13 protein-coding genes are annotated in these 15544 nt (G+C 69.3%); 8 read left to right on the top strand and 5 right to left on the bottom strand.

Annotation, left to right across the window (positions count from 1 at the left end):
- The first annotated feature begins 82 nt into the window (after positions 1-82).
- From ACFSCV_RS18060 to ACFSCV_RS18035, 6 genes are all read left to right on the top strand, one after another.
- The gene (locus ACFSCV_RS18060; protein ID WP_378800966.1) at positions 83-1234 is read left to right on the top strand and encodes a CaiB/BaiF CoA transferase family protein; all 1152 of its coding nucleotides are present in this window, start codon (positions 83-85) and stop codon (positions 1232-1234) included.
- A complete protein-coding gene (locus ACFSCV_RS18055) occupies positions 1231-2751 on the top strand; it encodes a fumarate hydratase (protein ID WP_378800965.1) in 1521 nt (506 codons plus the stop codon). The genes ACFSCV_RS18060 and ACFSCV_RS18055 overlap by 4 nt, the downstream gene beginning before the upstream one ends.
- Positions 2752-2754: 3 nt before the next feature.
- Complete coding sequence (locus tag ACFSCV_RS18050; protein ID WP_378800964.1) at positions 2755-3180, top strand: PaaI family thioesterase; 426 nt, start codon at positions 2755-2757, stop codon at positions 3178-3180.
- A 101-nt stretch (positions 3181-3281) separates the two neighbouring features.
- Complete coding sequence (locus ACFSCV_RS18045; protein WP_378800963.1) at positions 3282-4193, top strand: TauD/TfdA dioxygenase family protein; 912 nt, start codon at positions 3282-3284, stop codon at positions 4191-4193.
- Positions 4194-4288: 95 nt separating this feature from the next.
- Positions 4289-4738: an RrF2 family transcriptional regulator gene (locus ACFSCV_RS18040; protein WP_271201013.1), complete on the top strand. Its 450-nt coding sequence runs from the start codon at positions 4289-4291 to the stop codon at positions 4736-4738.
- A gap of 60 nt (positions 4739-4798) precedes the next feature.
- A complete protein-coding gene (locus ACFSCV_RS18035) occupies positions 4799-5527 on the top strand; it encodes a Crp/Fnr family transcriptional regulator (protein ID WP_378800962.1) in 729 nt (242 codons plus the stop codon).
- Here the strand turns inward: ACFSCV_RS18035 and ACFSCV_RS18030 are convergent.
- Both ACFSCV_RS18030 and ACFSCV_RS18025 read right to left on the bottom strand, forming a co-directional pair.
- Positions 5515-7338: an ABC transporter ATP-binding protein gene (locus ACFSCV_RS18030; protein WP_378800961.1), complete on the bottom strand. Its 1824-nt coding sequence runs from the start codon at positions 7336-7338 to the stop codon at positions 5515-5517. The genes ACFSCV_RS18035 and ACFSCV_RS18030 overlap by 13 nt on opposite strands.
- A complete protein-coding gene (locus tag ACFSCV_RS18025; RefSeq protein WP_378800960.1) occupies positions 7339-8514 on the bottom strand; it encodes a beta-glucosidase in 1176 nt (391 codons plus the stop codon). It abuts the gene before it with no gap.
- 564 nt (positions 8515-9078) lie between these two features.
- On the opposite strand from ACFSCV_RS18025, the gene ACFSCV_RS18020 reads away from it, so the two are divergent.
- Together ACFSCV_RS18020 and glf are read left to right on the top strand one after the other, a co-directional pair.
- Positions 9079-10047: a glycosyltransferase gene (locus ACFSCV_RS18020; protein ID WP_378800958.1), complete on the top strand. Its 969-nt coding sequence runs from the start codon at positions 9079-9081 to the stop codon at positions 10045-10047.
- A complete protein-coding gene (glf, locus tag ACFSCV_RS18015; RefSeq protein WP_378800957.1) occupies positions 10040-11227 on the top strand; it encodes a UDP-galactopyranose mutase in 1188 nt (395 codons plus the stop codon). Before ACFSCV_RS18020 ends, glf begins: the two co-directional genes overlap by 8 nt.
- A gap of 77 nt (positions 11228-11304) precedes the next feature.
- On the opposite strand, the gene ACFSCV_RS18010 is transcribed toward glf, so the two are convergent.
- The 3 genes from ACFSCV_RS18010 to ACFSCV_RS18000 all read right to left on the bottom strand — a co-directional run bounded on the left by ACFSCV_RS18010 (position 11305) and on the right by ACFSCV_RS18000 (position 15511).
- Positions 11305-12585: an RluA family pseudouridine synthase gene (locus tag ACFSCV_RS18010; protein WP_378800956.1), complete on the bottom strand. Its 1281-nt coding sequence runs from the start codon at positions 12583-12585 to the stop codon at positions 11305-11307.
- A gap of 211 nt (positions 12586-12796) precedes the next feature.
- Positions 12797-14101: a replication-associated recombination protein A gene (locus ACFSCV_RS18005; RefSeq protein WP_378800955.1), complete on the bottom strand. Its 1305-nt coding sequence runs from the start codon at positions 14099-14101 to the stop codon at positions 12797-12799.
- Between the two features lie 3 nt (positions 14102-14104).
- Positions 14105-15511 (bottom strand): DegQ family serine endoprotease, encoded by a 1407-nt coding sequence (locus ACFSCV_RS18000; RefSeq protein WP_378800954.1) that lies wholly within the window; start codon positions 15509-15511, stop codon positions 14105-14107.
- Between the last annotated feature and the right edge of the window lie 33 nt (positions 15512-15544).

Raw genomic sequence — 15544 nt, 5'->3', positions numbered from 1 at the left:
CCGCCTGCCCCGAAGGTCGATTTGACTTGCGGCCCCGCGGCGCGGCCTAACATGCGCCAGGCACAAGGGTTTCGGAGGCATCATGGCCGGCGCGCTGGACGGCGTTCTCGTGGTTGCGATGGAGCAGGCGGTCGCGGCGCCGATCGCCACCACCCGGCTCGCCGACGCCGGCGCCCGCGTCATCAAGCTGGAGCGGCCGGAAGGCGACTTCGCGCGCGGCTACGACGCCTTCGTTCTGGGGCAGTCGAGCTACTTCGTGTGGATCAACCGCGGCAAGGAAAGCTGCCGGGTCGACCTGAAGAACCCGCAAGACCACGCGCTGGTCGAGCGCATGATCGCCGACGCCGACGTCTTCATCCAGAATTTCGCGCCGGGCGCGATGGCGCGCCTCGGCTTCGGCGCGGCGGAGCTCAGGCTTCGCCACCCGAAGCTGATCTGCTGCGACATCTCCGGCTATGCGCCGGGCACGCCCCATCACGAGCGCAAGGCCTACGACCTGCTGGTGCAGGCCGAGACCGGGCTTTCCGCCATCACCGGCACGGCGGAGTCCGGCCCGAGCCGGGTCGGCGTGTCGCTCTGCGACATCGCCACCGGACAGGCCGCCTACGCCGCCATCCTCGAGGCGCTGATCGCCCGCGGCCGCACCGGGCGGGGAGCGCATATCGAGCTGTCGCTGTTCGACGTGCTCGCGGATTTCATGAACGTTCCCTACCTCACCCGCCGCTACGGCGGCGTCGAGCCGCCGCGGATCGGCCTCGCGCACCCCTCGATCGCGCCCTATGGCGTGTTCCGCCTCGCCGACGGCGAGGTGGTGATCTCGATCCAGAGCGAACGGGAGTGGCGCATCTTCTGCCGCGAGATCCTGCGCGACGAAGCGTTCGCCGACGATCCCCGCTTCCACGTCAATGTGGAGCGCGTTCGTCACCGGCCCGCCTGCGACGCCCACATCCAGCGCATCCTGATCGAGCGGTCCTCCGCGGAGACGGCGGAAGCGCTCGACCGGGCCCGGATCGCCTACGGCATGGTCTCGACCGTCGGCGACCTGATCGCGCATCCGGCCGCGACCACGCTTCCGGTCGAGACGCCGGCGGGCGTCGCCGAGGTTCTGGCTCCTCCCGCGATCGTCGACGGCCGCCGGCCCGCGCTCGGCCGCGTGCCGGCCCTCGGCGAGCATGACGACGCGCTCCGGGCGGAGTTCCGCGCCGTCCGAGAGGTCCGGAGCGGCGCGGCGTGACCGCCCTGCCCGCCCTCGCTCCGCAGACGGTCATCCGCGAGGACGACTTCATCCAGAGCGTCGCCGACGCGCTGCAGTTCGTCAGCCACGTCCACCCGGCGGACTACATCCGGCACCTGAGCGCGGCCTACGAGCGCGAGGAAAGCCCGTCGGCGCGCGACGCCATCGCGCAGATCCTCGTCAATTCGCGGATGGCGCTGCTGGGCCGGCGCCCGATGTGCCAGGACACCGGCGTCGCCGCCGTGTTCCTGAAGGTCGGCGTCGGCGTGCGCTTCGCGACCGCGCGCGGGATCGAGGAGCTCGTCAACGAGGGCGTGCGCCGGGCCTATCTCGACGCCGGCAACCCGCTGCGCGCGACCATGGTGGCCGATCCGCTGTTCGACCGGACGAACACCGGCGACAACGCGCCCGCCATGGTCCATGTGGACCTGACGCCCGGAAACGTGGTCGAGGCGATCGTCGCCGCGAAGGGGGGCGGTTCGGAGAACAAGGCGCGTTTCACGCAACTTAACCCGAGCTCGTCGGTCGCGGACTGGGTCGTCGAGACGCTGCCGACGCTCGGCTCCGGCTGGTGCCCTCCGGGGCTGATCGGGCTCGGGGTCGGCGGCAGCGCCGACAAGGCGATGCTGCTGGCGAAAGAAGCCCTGTTCGAGCCGATCGACATGCTCGACCTGATCCGCCGCGGCCCGTCTTCGAAGCTCGAGGAGCTGCGGATAGAGCTTTACGAGCGCATCAACGCGCTCGGGATCGGCGCTCAGGGGCTTGGCGGGCTGACCACCGTCGTCGACGTGAAGATCCGCACCTTTCCCACCCATGCGGCCTCGAAGCCGGTCGCGCTCATGCCGCAATGCGCCGCCAACCGCCACGTCCGCTTCACGCTCGACGGCTCGGGCCCGGCGCGCTTCGACCCGCCGGACGCCGCGGACTGGCCGGAGATCGTCGTCGAGCGGAGCGCGGACGGCGCGCGCCGGGTCGACCTCGACCGGCTGACGCGCGACGAGGTGCGAGATTGGCGCGCCGGCGACCGGCTGCTGCTGTCCGGCAAGCTCCTCACCGGCCGCGACGCCGCGCACAAGCGGATGGTCGAGATGCTGGCCCGCGGCGAGCCCCTGCCCGTCCCGCTCGACGGCCGCGTCATCTACTATGTCGGACCTGTGAAGGCGGTGGGCGACGAGGCGGTCGGGCCGGCGGGCCCGACGACGGCCAGCCGCATGGACATGTTCACGGACGCCCTGCTCGGCCAGACCGGCCTGCTGGCGATGATCGGCAAGGCGGAGCGCGGACCGGCCGCGATCGATGCGATCCGCCGCCATGGCGCGGCGTCGCTCATCGCGGTCGGCGGGGCCGCCATCCTCGTGGCGAAGGCCATCCGCTCGTCCCGCGTGCTGGCCTTCGCCGACCTCGGTATGGAGGCGATCCACGAATTCGAGGTCTCGGACATGCCGGTCACGGTCGCCGTCGATTCCGGCGGCGCCTCGATCCACCTCCTCGGCCCCGATCTCTGGCGAAGGGTTTGAACCTTGAACGACGCGCCGCCTCTTCCCGATCCGCTCGCGCAGGGCTGGGAACGGTTCCCCGACGAAGGCTTCATCGATCTGGTCGGCCCCATCTTCACGCGCCGCGCCGACGGACCGCTTCGGTCGTTCGGCTTCGTCGCGGAGCGGAAGCACGCCAACCTCATCGGGGTGGTGCACGGCGGCATGCTGATGACGCTCGCCGACCGCGCCCTCGGCGTCAGCGCGTGGGACGCCGCCGGCGGCAAGCCCTCCGTCACGATCCAGTTCGACATGCAGTTCCTGTCGAGCGCGAAGATGGGCGACTTCGTGTCGGTCGCTCCCGAAGTGGTGCGGCTGACCCGCTCGCTCGTGTTCATGAAGGGATCGCTTCAGGTCGACGACCGGGTCGTGGCGGCGGCGAGCGGGATATGGAAGATCCTGGAGCGGTGACGTCCGCCGATTTATAATTTTACAAATACGATCGAATGAGTTGATTTTATGCCTCCGGCGACCGTGTCCACCGCGGCCGCATCAGCAGGAGGAACCGACTCATGTCCGTGCAGGCCATCCGCCCCGGTCTCGACATCGTCCCTGTGACCGGCCGCGTGGGCGCCGAAATCCGGGGGCTCAAGCTGTCCGGCTCGCTCGATGAGGCGACCGTTTCTGCGCTTCTCGACGCGTTGCATCGCCACAAGGTCGTGTTCCTGCGCGACCAGGGCCATCTCGACGAGGCCGCCCACGAGGCGTTCGGGCGGCTGTTCGGCGAACTTGTCGCCCACCCGACCGTCCCGTCCTACGCCGGCACCGCGGGCACGCTCGACATCGACGGCAGCCGCGGCGAGCGCGCCAGCTCATGGCACACCGACGTGACCTTCGAGGCGGCCTACCCCAAGATCTCGATCCTGCGCGGCGTGACGATCCCCGAGAGCGGCGGCGACACGCTGTGGGCCGACACCGCGGCCGCCTACGCCGGGTTGCCGGAGCCGCTGCGCGGTCTCGCCGACAAGCTCTGGGTGCTGCACTCGAACGTCTACGACTATGTCGGCGACAAATCCTCGGTCCACGCCGAGGGCCGCAAACGCTACGACGAGGTGTTCACCTCCACCGTCTACGAGACCGAGCATCCGCTTGTTCACGTGCATGCCGAGACCGGCGAGCGCTCGCTGATCCTCGGGCATTTCGCCCAGAAGATCCTCGGCCTCGGATCCACGGATTCGCGGCGGCTGCTCGCGATCTTCCAGGATCATGTCGTCCGTCCCGAGAACACGGTGCGCTGGCGCTGGCGCGAGGGCGACGTCGCGATCTGGGACAACCGCGCGACCCAGCACCGCGCGATCGACGACTATGGCGACCAGCCCCGGATCGTCCGGCGCGTGACCGTCGCCGGCGAAGCGCCCGTCTCGGTCGACGGCCGCCGGAGCGAAACCCGCCGCAAGGCCCGTCCGGCGGCCGTCGCGGCGTGAAAAATCAGGCGGCTCTCGCAATCGAGTAAGCGACTCGACATATTGTCCCTGTGCGGGGCGTCGCGTATCGGTGCGTCGCGCGCAGGGACAGGACGATGCTGACGAAGAAAGCCAAGTACGGCCTCAAGGCCATGGTCGATCTGGCGAGACTGCAGCCGGGCAAGTCGACCTTCGTGGCCGAGGTCGCGGAACGCAACGCGATTCCGAAGAAGTTTCTCGACGCGATCCTGGGCGAACTGCGCAACGCCGGCATGCTTTCGAGCAAGAAGGGCAAGGCCGGCGGCTACATGCTGGCCCGCCCCGCGGAAGACATCACGGTCGGTTCGATCGTGCGCGCGCTGGACGGGCCGCTTGCGCCGATCTCCTGCGCCAGCCGCTCGGCCTTCGTGCCGTGCGACGACTGCGAGGACATCGAAGCCTGCCAGGTGCGGCAGATGATGGTCGAGGTCCGCGACGCGATCTCCGCCATTCTCGACAAGCGGTCGCTGGCCGAAATGCGCGATCTCGGCGATCACGCCATGGCCGGGTTCGTCTACCAGATTTGAGGCGAGGCTTGGCGGAGGCCGCGACCGGATAAGTGGTTTGCCTTATCCGGGCCTTGCGCCATGTTGTCGGAAATGCGCTCGGCCGGACGGCAGAAGGCGGAACCCCTTCATCCTCTCCTCGCGCGGCTCGACACAGACGGCCGTTCGCGCGTCGTCGCCCACCTGCGGGCGGTCGAGCATCGCCGTGGCGGGCTGCTGACGGCGATCGGCCAGCCGATACGCTCGGTGCATTTCGTCGAACATGGGCTGATCGCGATCGTCGGGCGCGACGCGGCGGGAGCCTCGGCCGAGGCCGGGCTCGTGGGTCCGGGCGGCCTGATCGGCGTCGCGGCGACGCTCGGCCTGTCGAGGATCGCGAGCCGCGACGCCGTCTCGCTGTCGGCGACGCGGACCCTCGCCATCGACGTGACGGCGCTCGAGCATGTGGTCGCGCTCTATCCGGAAGTGCGCCGCGACCTCTCCTCCTACGCCGGCCACCGCCACGACCAGACCGCGCGGCTGTGCGTGTGCGCGGCGCTCCACACCGTCGAGCAGAGGATCGCGCGCTGGCTGCTCGAGGCCGCCGCGCTGTGCGGCGACGGCCCGCTCGACGTCACGCACGCGCAGTTTTCCGACCTGCTCGGGGTGCGCCGGGCCAGCATCACCTCGGGTCTGCACGTGCTCGAGGGCGAACAGACGATCCGCTGCCGGCGCGGCCAGATCGAGATCCGCGACATGGACGGGCTCGCCCGGCGCTCCTGCGGCTGCGAGTCCCTTTCGGTCGGCGAACGGGACCCTCACACGGCCTGATCCAGCGCGTCGTCCACCGATATCCCGCGCGACTGCAGCCGCCACATGCGCGCGAACGCGCCGTCGGCCTCCATCAGCTCCTGGACGGAGCCGTCCTCGACCACTTGGCCGTCCACCATGACGACGATGCGGTCGAACTCCGACAGCGTCGACAGGCGATGCGCCACCGCGAGCACCGTGCGGCCGCGCGTCAGGCGGTTCAGCGCCTTCTGGACCGCGAGCTCGGATTCGGTGTCGAGCGCCGAGGTGGCCTCGTCGAGCACGACGATCGGCGCGTTCTTGAGAATCGCGCGGGCGATGCCGATGCGCTGCCGCTGGCCGCCCGAAAGCTTCGCGCCGCGCTCGCCGACCAGCGTGTCGAAGCCATCCGGGAGATCGTCGATGAAGTGGCACTGGGCGTCGTGCGCCGCCTGCCGGACCTCCTCGTCGGTCGCCTCGGGCCGCGCGAAGCGGATGTTCTCCATGACGCTGCGGTGGAACAGCGATATTTCCTGCGGCACCACCGCGATCGCGAAGCGCAGAGATTCCTGCGTCAGCTCGCGCGCCGACTGACCGTCGATCAGGACGCGGCCGCTCTCGACGTCGTGGAGCCGCTGGGCCAGATGGATGAGCGTCGATTTGCCGGCCCCTGACGGCCCGACGATGCCCACCTTCTCGCCCGCCTTCACCGCGAAGTTGAAGCCGCGGAGCACGGCGCGACGGTCGTCGTAGCCGAAGGTGACCTCCTCGAACACGATCGAACCGCCGCGCTTCTGGAACGGCCGCGCGTCGTCGAGATCGACGACCTCGTGCGCCTTGCCGATGACCTTCAGCGTCTCGGCGATGTAGCTGAGGTGGCGCTCCATATCGACCAGCGCCATGGCGAGGTCGCGCGAGCCGTGCAGGATGCGGAACACCAGCGTGGACACCACGACGACGTCGCCTGTCGTCACCGATCCCCGCGACCACAGCGACACCGCCCACATCATCATCGAGCCGGCCATCACCCAGAGCAGGACGTCGTGCAGCACGCGCGCCTTCTCGGTGAACATCCAGCTGCGGCGCTGCGCCCTCGCCTCGCCGTCGAAGATCTGGCGCAGGCGGAAGCGCTCGCGCGCGCTCGCGGCAAAAGCCTTCACCGCCCAGATGTTGGTGATGACGTCGATCAGCTCGCCGCCGACCTGACCGGCCTGCTCGGCGTAACGCTGGTGGAGCGGCCGGCCGCGCCGGCCGAACACGACCAGGCCGATCGTGATCAGCGCCGCGAACACCGAAAGCGCGAGCGCCATGCCGACGTTGATGGTGAAGAAGATCACCACCGCGCCGATGAAGCTCACGATCGGCGGCATGACGTTCCACGTCATGTTGTTGGTCAGGACGCCGAAATCGCCGGCGGTCGAGGTGATGCGGTGGCCGAGCGCGCCGGCGCGCTGGTCCTGGAAATAGCGCATCGGATGACCGGCCACGTGGTCGAGCAGGTCGAGCCGGATGTCGACGCCCACGCCGACGGTCGTGCGGCACCCGAGCCAGCCGCTGACGCGCCAGAGCGCGCTTTCCAGCGCCGTCGTCCCGACGAAGAAGGCCAGCGCCCACCACACCGCCGTGCTGGCCGGCGGCGGCGCCGCCATGGCGTCGACCAGCAGCTTCATGCCGTACTGCGTGGCGACCATCATGCAGGACGCCACGACGACGACGGCCATGAGCCCGCCGAAATGCCCGGGCCAGCGCCGGACATAGCGCATCAGGAACGCCGACGGACTGCGCAGCGACTCCGCGATCGCGCGGGTCTCCTCGCGCGAGTCCGTGCGGAACGAGATCGGCGCCTCGCTCACTCAGCGCCCTCCGCGCCTGAGCGCGACGACCCCGTCCGGCAACGCGCCCTCGTCGAATCTCAGCAGATGCCGCCGCAGCTCGTCGGCGAGCGGCTGGTAGGTGGTGCGGTCGCCGTCGTCATTGGCGGGTCCGAACAGACCGACCTCGCACAGACGCTCGTTGTCCCAGCCGGGATAGTCGAGGATCGGGTAGAGGCAGACGCCCTCCACCGCCGCTCCGGCGTCGCGCGCCGCCGCCACTTCGTCCGCGACGTAGTGCAGCCAGATCGACCGCGCCGTGCTTTCGGCCCCGGCCTCCGAGACGATGACCGGACGGCCGTAGCGTTCCGCCGTCTCGCGCAGCATGTGGCGGAACGGGCGGTAGTCGTGGTGGCCGAGCGGGATCGTTCCGCCGCCGAGCACCCACTGATTGTCGGGATAGAAATTGACGCCGACGATGTCGAGCTTGTCAGGCGAGCCGCCGAGTTCGGGCTCCCGCCGTCCTGTCAGCAGATCGTGGGCCTCGAACTGGGACAGCCGGTATTCTTCCGCGTCGGCGGCCGCTTCGTCGCTCCAGCCGTTCGGCGCGACGTGGATGGCCGGCTCCGCGACGATGAACCGGGCGCGCGGGTCGACCGAACGGACGGCGTCGATCGCGGCGATGGTCGCGCGAACGAGCTGCCGCTTGAGTTCGGCTCCGCGGCCGCGCGCCATCGGGTTGAACAGGCGCATGTCGCCGCCGGCCCAGGCCCAATAGGACATCTCGTTTATCGGGCAGTAGTACGGAACCTCGTCGCTCTCATCGCGCATGACCTGGGCCGCCGCCTTAGCGAAGCGCGCGAACCGCTCCGGAAACTGCGCCGACCAGATGTCCAGCCTGTCCGGAAAGCCGTAGTGGCACAGGTCCCAGATGACCTGGACGCCGGCCTCGCGCGCGGATCGCGCCATCGGCAGCAGGCTCGACCAGTCGTAAAAGCCCGGAGCGCGCTCGATCAGGTGCCAGCGCGCCCCGTCGCGCGCGACGCGCACGCCATGACGGCGAAGACGGGCGTAGTCCGCGGCGGCGAAGACGTCGTGGCGGGTCGAGGCGATCAGATCGAGGCGAACGCCGTCCGCGCGCCGATGCGCCGCGCACTCGAATCCGCCGATGAAGAAACTGCGGAGGTCGGCGGTGTCCGGCAGCATGATGTCGGCCAAACGCATATCTCCTTCGATGTCAGCTTTGGCGCGCCGTGTCGTTCCTTAGAGGGGAGCGCCCATAGAGAGGAGCGCCCATGCTCGCCTCCTCGTGAGCCGGCGTGCTTCGGGTTTGGACCAAGCGGCCCGGGCGTCGAGACTTGGGTACGGAATCGTACCGAACCACTTCTCAAGGAACGGATGCGCCTAGCTTCAGGTTCGGATGATGGCGCGCCGCGGTCCGGAATAAAGAGGTATTTCGCACGTATCCTCATATTCGCCGGATTGTGACGCGAAGTACAGAATCGAAAATATCGTAGAATATGAAATCAGAAACGGAGAGCTCATGCGAACGTCGGCCAGCCGTGCGACTGAACTCACCTCGACCGAGAAGCGCGAAATCGAAGACGCGACCATAATATGCTTTTCCCACCTGCGCTGGGATTTCGTCTATCAGCGTCCACAACACCTTCTTGGCCGCGCCGCGCGGCGCCATAGCGTCTTTTTCATCGAGGAGCCGATCTTCGAGGATGTGGACGAGGCTGTTCTTCGGCTCAGCCCGCGTCCCGAAGGCGGCAGGTCGGCGTGCCCGTGCTTCCGCATGGCCTCTCCGAGAGCGGCAAGATCCTCGCCCAGCGCCAGCTGGTCGAGAGGCTGCTGGGCGATCTGACCACCAGCCGCCGCATCTTCTGGTACTACACGCCGATGGCGCTGCTCTTCAGCCGGCACCTCGACGCCGACGTCACCGTGTTCGACAACATGGACCAGCTGTCGGCCTTTCGCGGGGCGCCGCCAGAGCTGATCGCGCTCGAGGACGAGATGCTCGCCAAGGCGGACGTCGTCTTCACCGGAGGCCACAGCCTCTATGAGGCGAAGAAGCATCGCCACGACAACATCCACGCCTTCCCCAGCAGCATCGACGTGGCCCATTTCGGGCAGGGCCGAAATGGCGGCGCAGAGCCTGCCGACCAGGCGGGCATACCCGGCCCGCGCATCGGCTTCTTCGGCGTGATCGACGAGCGGATGGACACGGCGCTGGTCGGCGAGGTCGCCCGCCTGAGGCCTGACTGGAGCTTTGTGATGCTGGGTCCGGTGGTCAAGATCGACCCGGCCGAGCTGCCGCAGCGTCCGAACCTGCACTGGCTCGGCGGCAAGCCTTACGCGGAGCTGCCCGCCTATGTCGGAGGCTGGGACGCGGGCTTCATGCCGTTCGCGCTCAACGAGTCGACCCGCTTCATCAGCCCGACGAAAACGCCCGAGTTCCTGGCGGCCGGCGTGCCGGTGGCGTCGACGCCGATCGTCGACGTTATCGGAAGCTATGGCGAGGCCGGCTTGGTGGAGATCGCCGGCGACGCGCAGGAAATGGTCTCCGCGCTCGAACGGTTGATGGCCGCCGACCGGGCGCCGTGGCTTGCGCGCGTCGACGCCAAGCTCTCCGAGAACTCGTGGGACCAGACCTTCGCGCGCATCTACGAACTCACGGCCGAGGCTGCGGATCGCAAGCGGGCCGCGCGCGGCGACGCGCCGCTCGGGAAGGAGTCCGCCCATGTATGATTGGCTTATCGTAGGCGCCGGCTTCGCCGGAAGCGTCCTCGCCGAACGCATCGCGCGCGAACGTGACCAGCGCGTCCTGATCGTCGACCGGCGTCCGCACATCGCGGGCAACGCCTATGATCGTTACGACGACGCCGGCGTGCTGATGCACCAGTACGGTCCGCACATCTTCCACACCAACTCCGACGCGATCGTCGACTACCTGTCGCGCTTCACGGAGTGGCGGCCGTACGAGCACCGCGTGCTGGCGCGGATCGACGACAAGCTCGTTCCGATCCCCATCAACCGCACGACGCTCAACGCGCTGTACGATCTGGACCTTAAGACGGACGAAGAGGCCGACGCGTTTCTGCGGTCCCGGGCCGAGCCGGTCGAGGAGATCAGGACGTCCGAGGACGTGGTGGTCAGCAAGGTCGGGCGGGAGCTCTACGAGAAGTTCTTCCGCGGCTACACCCGCAAGCAGTGGGGCCTCGATCCGTCGGAGCTCGACAAGTCGGTGACCGCGCGCGTTCCGACGCGCACCAACACCGACGACCGCTACTTCACCGACACCCACCAGATCATGCCGAAGCACGGCTACACCCGGATGTTCGAGCGCATGCTGGCGCATCCGAACATCAAGATCATGCTGAACGCCGACTTCCGCGAAGTGCGCGAGACGACCAAGTTCCGCCGTCTGATCTACACCGGGCCGATCGACGAGTATTTCGACTTCCGGTTCGGAAAGCTGCCCTACCGTTCGCTGCGTTTCGAGCACAAGTCGCTGGCGCAGGAGACGTTCCAGCCGGTCGCGACCGTCAACTATCCGATGACGGAGGCCTATACGCGGATCACCGAGTACAAGCACCTGACTGGGCAGACGAGCCCGAACACGACCATCACCTACGAGTATCCGTCAGCGACCGGAGACCCCTATTATCCGGTTCCCCGGCCGGAGAACCAGGAGCTTTACCGCCGCTACCAGGCGCTCGCGAACGCCGAAGAGAACGTTCACTTCGTCGGCCGGCTCGCGACCTATCGCTACTACAACATGGACCAGGTGGTCGGTCAGGCGCTGGCCGAGTTCCGGCGCATCCAGGAGAACGTGCCGGTGTGGACCGCGCCGCCGAACGGCAAGGGCCGCGACCACGCTCAGGCCGCCCCCAGCGCGCTCGGGCTGGATCGGCGTATGCTGAGCTGACAGCCCGGCGCATTTCGAAAAAGAAACGGCCGCGTCAGCGCTGACGCGGCCGTTTTCCGTTCGGGCGCCGCGGCAGGTCAGTCTTCCGGCGCGTCGATGATCGGGTCGTACTCGCTGGCGTCGAACCCGAGCAGGTTCCACGACTGCTGCATGTGCGGCGGCAGCGGCGCGGAGATGTCGAGCATGTCGCCGCTCGGCAGCGGGATGACGAGCCGGCGGGCGAGCAGGTGCAGCCGGTTCTGGATGCCGCCCGGGAGCTCCCAGTTCTCGATGTTGAAATACTTCGGGTCGCCAACGATCGGGTGGCCGATGTGGGCGCAGTGCGCGCGGAGCTGGTGGGTGCGGCCGGTGACCGGCTTGAGCGACAGCCACGCCATCTTCTGTCCGGCCTGGTCGACCACCGCGTAGTAGGTCAGCGCGTGGCTCGCGCCGGAATCGCCGTGGGAGGCGACCTGCATGCGCTCGCCCTCGGGCCCGTCGCCCTCGCCCTTGGCGAGGTAGGTCGAGATGCGGCCCTGCTTCACCCGCGGCACGCCGGGCGCGAGCGCCCAGTAGACCTTGCGGGCGGCGCGGGAGCGGAAGGTGCGCGCGAGCTCGGAGGCGGCGAGCCGGGTCTTCGCCGTCACCAGCACGCCGGCGGTGTCCTTGTCGATGCGGTGCACGAGGCGCGGCTTCTGACCGGAGCGGTCGGTCAGCGCCGCCAGCATGCCGTCCACATGCCGCACAGTGCCGGAGCCGCCCTGGACCGCGAGGCCGAACGGCTTGTTCAGCACGAGGACGTCCCTGTCCTCGTAGATCGTGATCGACCGCAGGAACTCGGCGTCCTTGTCGCTGGCGCTCGGCCGGCGGACGGCCGGCGCCGCGACGCCCTCGTCGTCGACCGCGCCGTCGCTCTCATCCTTCAGCGGCGGCACCCGGACCACCATGCCGGCGGAGAGCCGCGTCGCGGTCTTGGCGCGGGCGCCGTCGACGCGGATCTGACCGGTGCGGCAGAGCTTCTGCAGATGGCCGAAGGCGAGCGCTGGAAAGCGCTCCTTGAACCAGCGATCGAGCCTGAGGCCCTCCTCGGCGTCGCGCACCGGGATCGCCTGAACGCCCGCCGCCTTGCCCGGCAGCGCCGGCAGGACCCGGGAGGCGAGCTCGACGCTCTTTTCGACCAGAGTGCGATGCCCGGCCGGCTTCGCCGCGGCCTTCGGCCCCGGTTTGGCGGCGGACGCCGATCCCGGCTTGCGGAAGGCCGCGCTCGCGGCGCTGCGCTGGGCGGCGCGGGTCGGCTTGCCGTCGGGGCGCTTGCCCGGCGTGGCGGGGCGCCGGCTGCCGGTGGTGGATTTCGGCCCGCGGGGGGTGCGTTGCGCCATGGAAGTTGCTTTCGACTGCGGATTAACCGGACTTCGCGCCCGGATTAACCCAGCGTTGCGCCTGGATTAACCCAGCGCGCGCCCGAGCGCGAGACCCCAGACGAGGGCGCCGATCGAAACCACGGCCGACGCGAGCACGTAAGCCACGGCCGCGCCGCCCTCGCCCCGCTCCCGAAGGGTCACCGCGTCGAGGAAGAAGGGAAGCCCGGGATCATGAGCGATCCGCCCTGAGCTTCGCCCAGTAGTCGAGCCGCTTCCTGAGTTCGCGCTCGAAACCGCGGTCGGGCGGATCGTAGAACGTCCGCCGCCCCATCGTCTCGGGGAAGTAGTCCTGCCCCGAGAACGCGTCCGGCGCGTCATGGTCGTAGGCGTAGCCCGCGCCGTAGCCTTCCGCCTTCATCAGCTTGGTCGGAGCGTTCAGGATGTGGCGCGGCGGGAGCAGCGAGCCGTGCTCGCGGGCCGCCGCCCGCGCCTGCTTGTAGGCGACATAGACCGCGTTGGATTTGGGCGCTGTCGCGAGATGGACGACGCATTCGGCGAGCGCCAACTCGCCCTCCGGCGTCCCGAGCTGTTCGAAGGCGTCGCGCGCCGCGATCGCCACGACCAGCGCCTGCGGATCGGCGAGCCCGATGTCCTCCGACGCCATGCGGATCAGGCGACGCGCCAGATAGAGCGGGTCCTCGCCGGCGTCGAGCATGCGCGCGAACCAGTAGAGCGCCGCGTCCGGGTCGGAGCCCCGCACCGACTTGTGCAGCGCGGAGATGAGGTTGTAGTGGCCGTCCGCCGACTTGTCGTAGATCGGCGCGCGGCGCTGAACCACGTCCTGAACGCGGTTCGCATCGAAGATTTCGCCCGGTCGGGCGGCGCGCCACAGCTCCTCAGCCAGCGTCAGAGAGGCGCGGCCGTCGCCGTCCGCCATCCGGATCAGCACGGCGCGGGCCTCGGCGTCGAGCGGCAGCGGACGGCCTTCGATCGCCTCCGCGCGGGCAAGCAGCCGCTCGATGGCCTCCGGTTCGAGCGAACGGAACACCAGCACCCGCGCGCGCGACAGCAAGGCCGCGTTGAGCTCGAAAGACGGGTTCTCGGTGGTCGCGCCGACGAGCGTGACCGTGCCGTCCTCCATCACCGGCAGGAACGAGTCCTGCTGCGCCTTGTTGAACCGATGGATCTCGTCGACGAACAGCAGCGTGCCCTGCCCCATCGCCCGCCGTCCGCGCGCGGCCTCGAACACCTTCTTGAGATCCGCGACGCCGGTGAAGATCGCCGAGATCGGCTCGAAGGCGAGGCTGGTGGCGTCCGCGAGCAGGCGGCCGACGGTGGTCTTGCCCGTTCCAGGCGGCCCCCAGAAGATGAGGCTGCCGAGCGAGCCCGCCGCGACGAGGCGGCCGAGCGCGCCGTCGGGTCCGAGCAGATGATCCTGCCCGATGACCTCGTCGAGCGACTTGGGCCGCAGCCTGTCTGCGAGCGGTCGCGGCGCCTCGCGCTCAAGACCCGCCGCCTCGAACAGATTGGCCACGCGTCAGCCCCCGAACACGCTGGTGAAGGTGCGGCCGCCGCGTTCGATCGTCACCTTCCAGTAGCGCGGGTTCTGGCCCGCCGTGCGCGCGAGGTCGGCGGTCGAGGCGACCTTCGAGCCGTTGATCTCGCGCACGACGTCGCCCTTCTGGAAGCCGAGCTGCTGCGCGGGCGAGCCGTCCTCCGTCTCCATCACCACCACGCCCGCGCTCGGCCCCACCAGCGAAAGCTCCTCCGCCAGCGCGGGCGACAGATTGGCGACCGTCGCGCCCGAGAAGGGCGAGTAGCCGCGAATGGCCCGGACGTCCCGCGCCGGCGTCTCCGGAGCGGGCGACAGCGCCACCTGCACGGTTCGCGCCTTGCCGTCGCGGCTAAGGGTGACGGCGGCGTGGCCGCCGAGCGGGCGCGTGGCGAAGCGGTAGGTGAAGCCTTCGACGTCGTCGACCTCGCGCCCGTCCACCGCTGTGACGAGGTCGCCGGCGATGACGCCCGCTTTCGCCGCCGGCGAGTTCGGCGCGACATTCGCCACCAGCGCGCCGGACGGATGTTTGAGGCCCAGGCTCTCCGCGATCTCCGGCGTCACCGCCTGCAGCGAGGCGCCGAACCAGGGCCGCGCCACCGCCTTGGCGCCGCTCCGCGCCGAGGAGAGCACGACCTGGACCATGTTCGCGGGGATCGCGAAGCCGATCCCGACCGAGCCGCCGGACTGCGAGAAGATCGCCGTGTTGATGCCGACCAGGCGGCCGTCGAGATCCACTAGCGCGCCGCCGGAATTGCCGGGGTTGATCGCCGCGTCCGTCTGGATGAACGACTGGAAGTCGCCGACCCCGACCTGGGTGCGCGCCACGGCGGACACGATGCCGGATGTGACCGTCTGGCCGACACCGAAGGGATTGCCCACCGCGAGCACGAGATCGCCGACCTGCAGGGCGTCGGAATCCGCGAACTGCAGGGTCGGGAACCGCTCGGAGCCGTCCCCGATCCTGAGCACCGCGAGGTCGGTGCGCGGGTCTTTGAGCAGGATCTTGGCTTCGAACTCGCGCTTGTCCGAGAGCGCGACCCGGACTTCCGTCATGCCCTCGATGACGTGGTTGTTCGTCACCACCAGACCGTCCTCGCCGACGATCGCGCCCGAGCCGAGGGAGCGCTGCACGCGCTCGCGCGGCAGGCCGCGGCCGTCGCCGAAGAACTGGCGGAAGAACGGATCATCCAGAAAGGCGCTGCGCCGACGCTCGGTACGGGTGGCGTAGATGTTCACGACCGCCGGCCGGACATGGCTGACCACCGGCGCGAACGAAAGCTTCACCTGCGCGGCGCTTTCCGGCGGGCGGCGCTCCTGCGCATGGGCGGACGGCGCGGCCGCGAACACGGCGAGCGCCGCGATGGCGAAGAGCTGGCGGGGATTGAGCATGGGCGTCGGTCCGAAGGGGCTTTCGCCGTGACA

It is taken from the genome of Methylopila henanensis, from assembly GCF_042681025.1.
Taxonomy (GTDB): Bacteria; Pseudomonadota; Alphaproteobacteria; order Rhizobiales; family Methylopilaceae; genus Methylopila; species Methylopila henanensis.
This window is presented reverse-complemented; position numbering and strand designations above follow the sequence as displayed.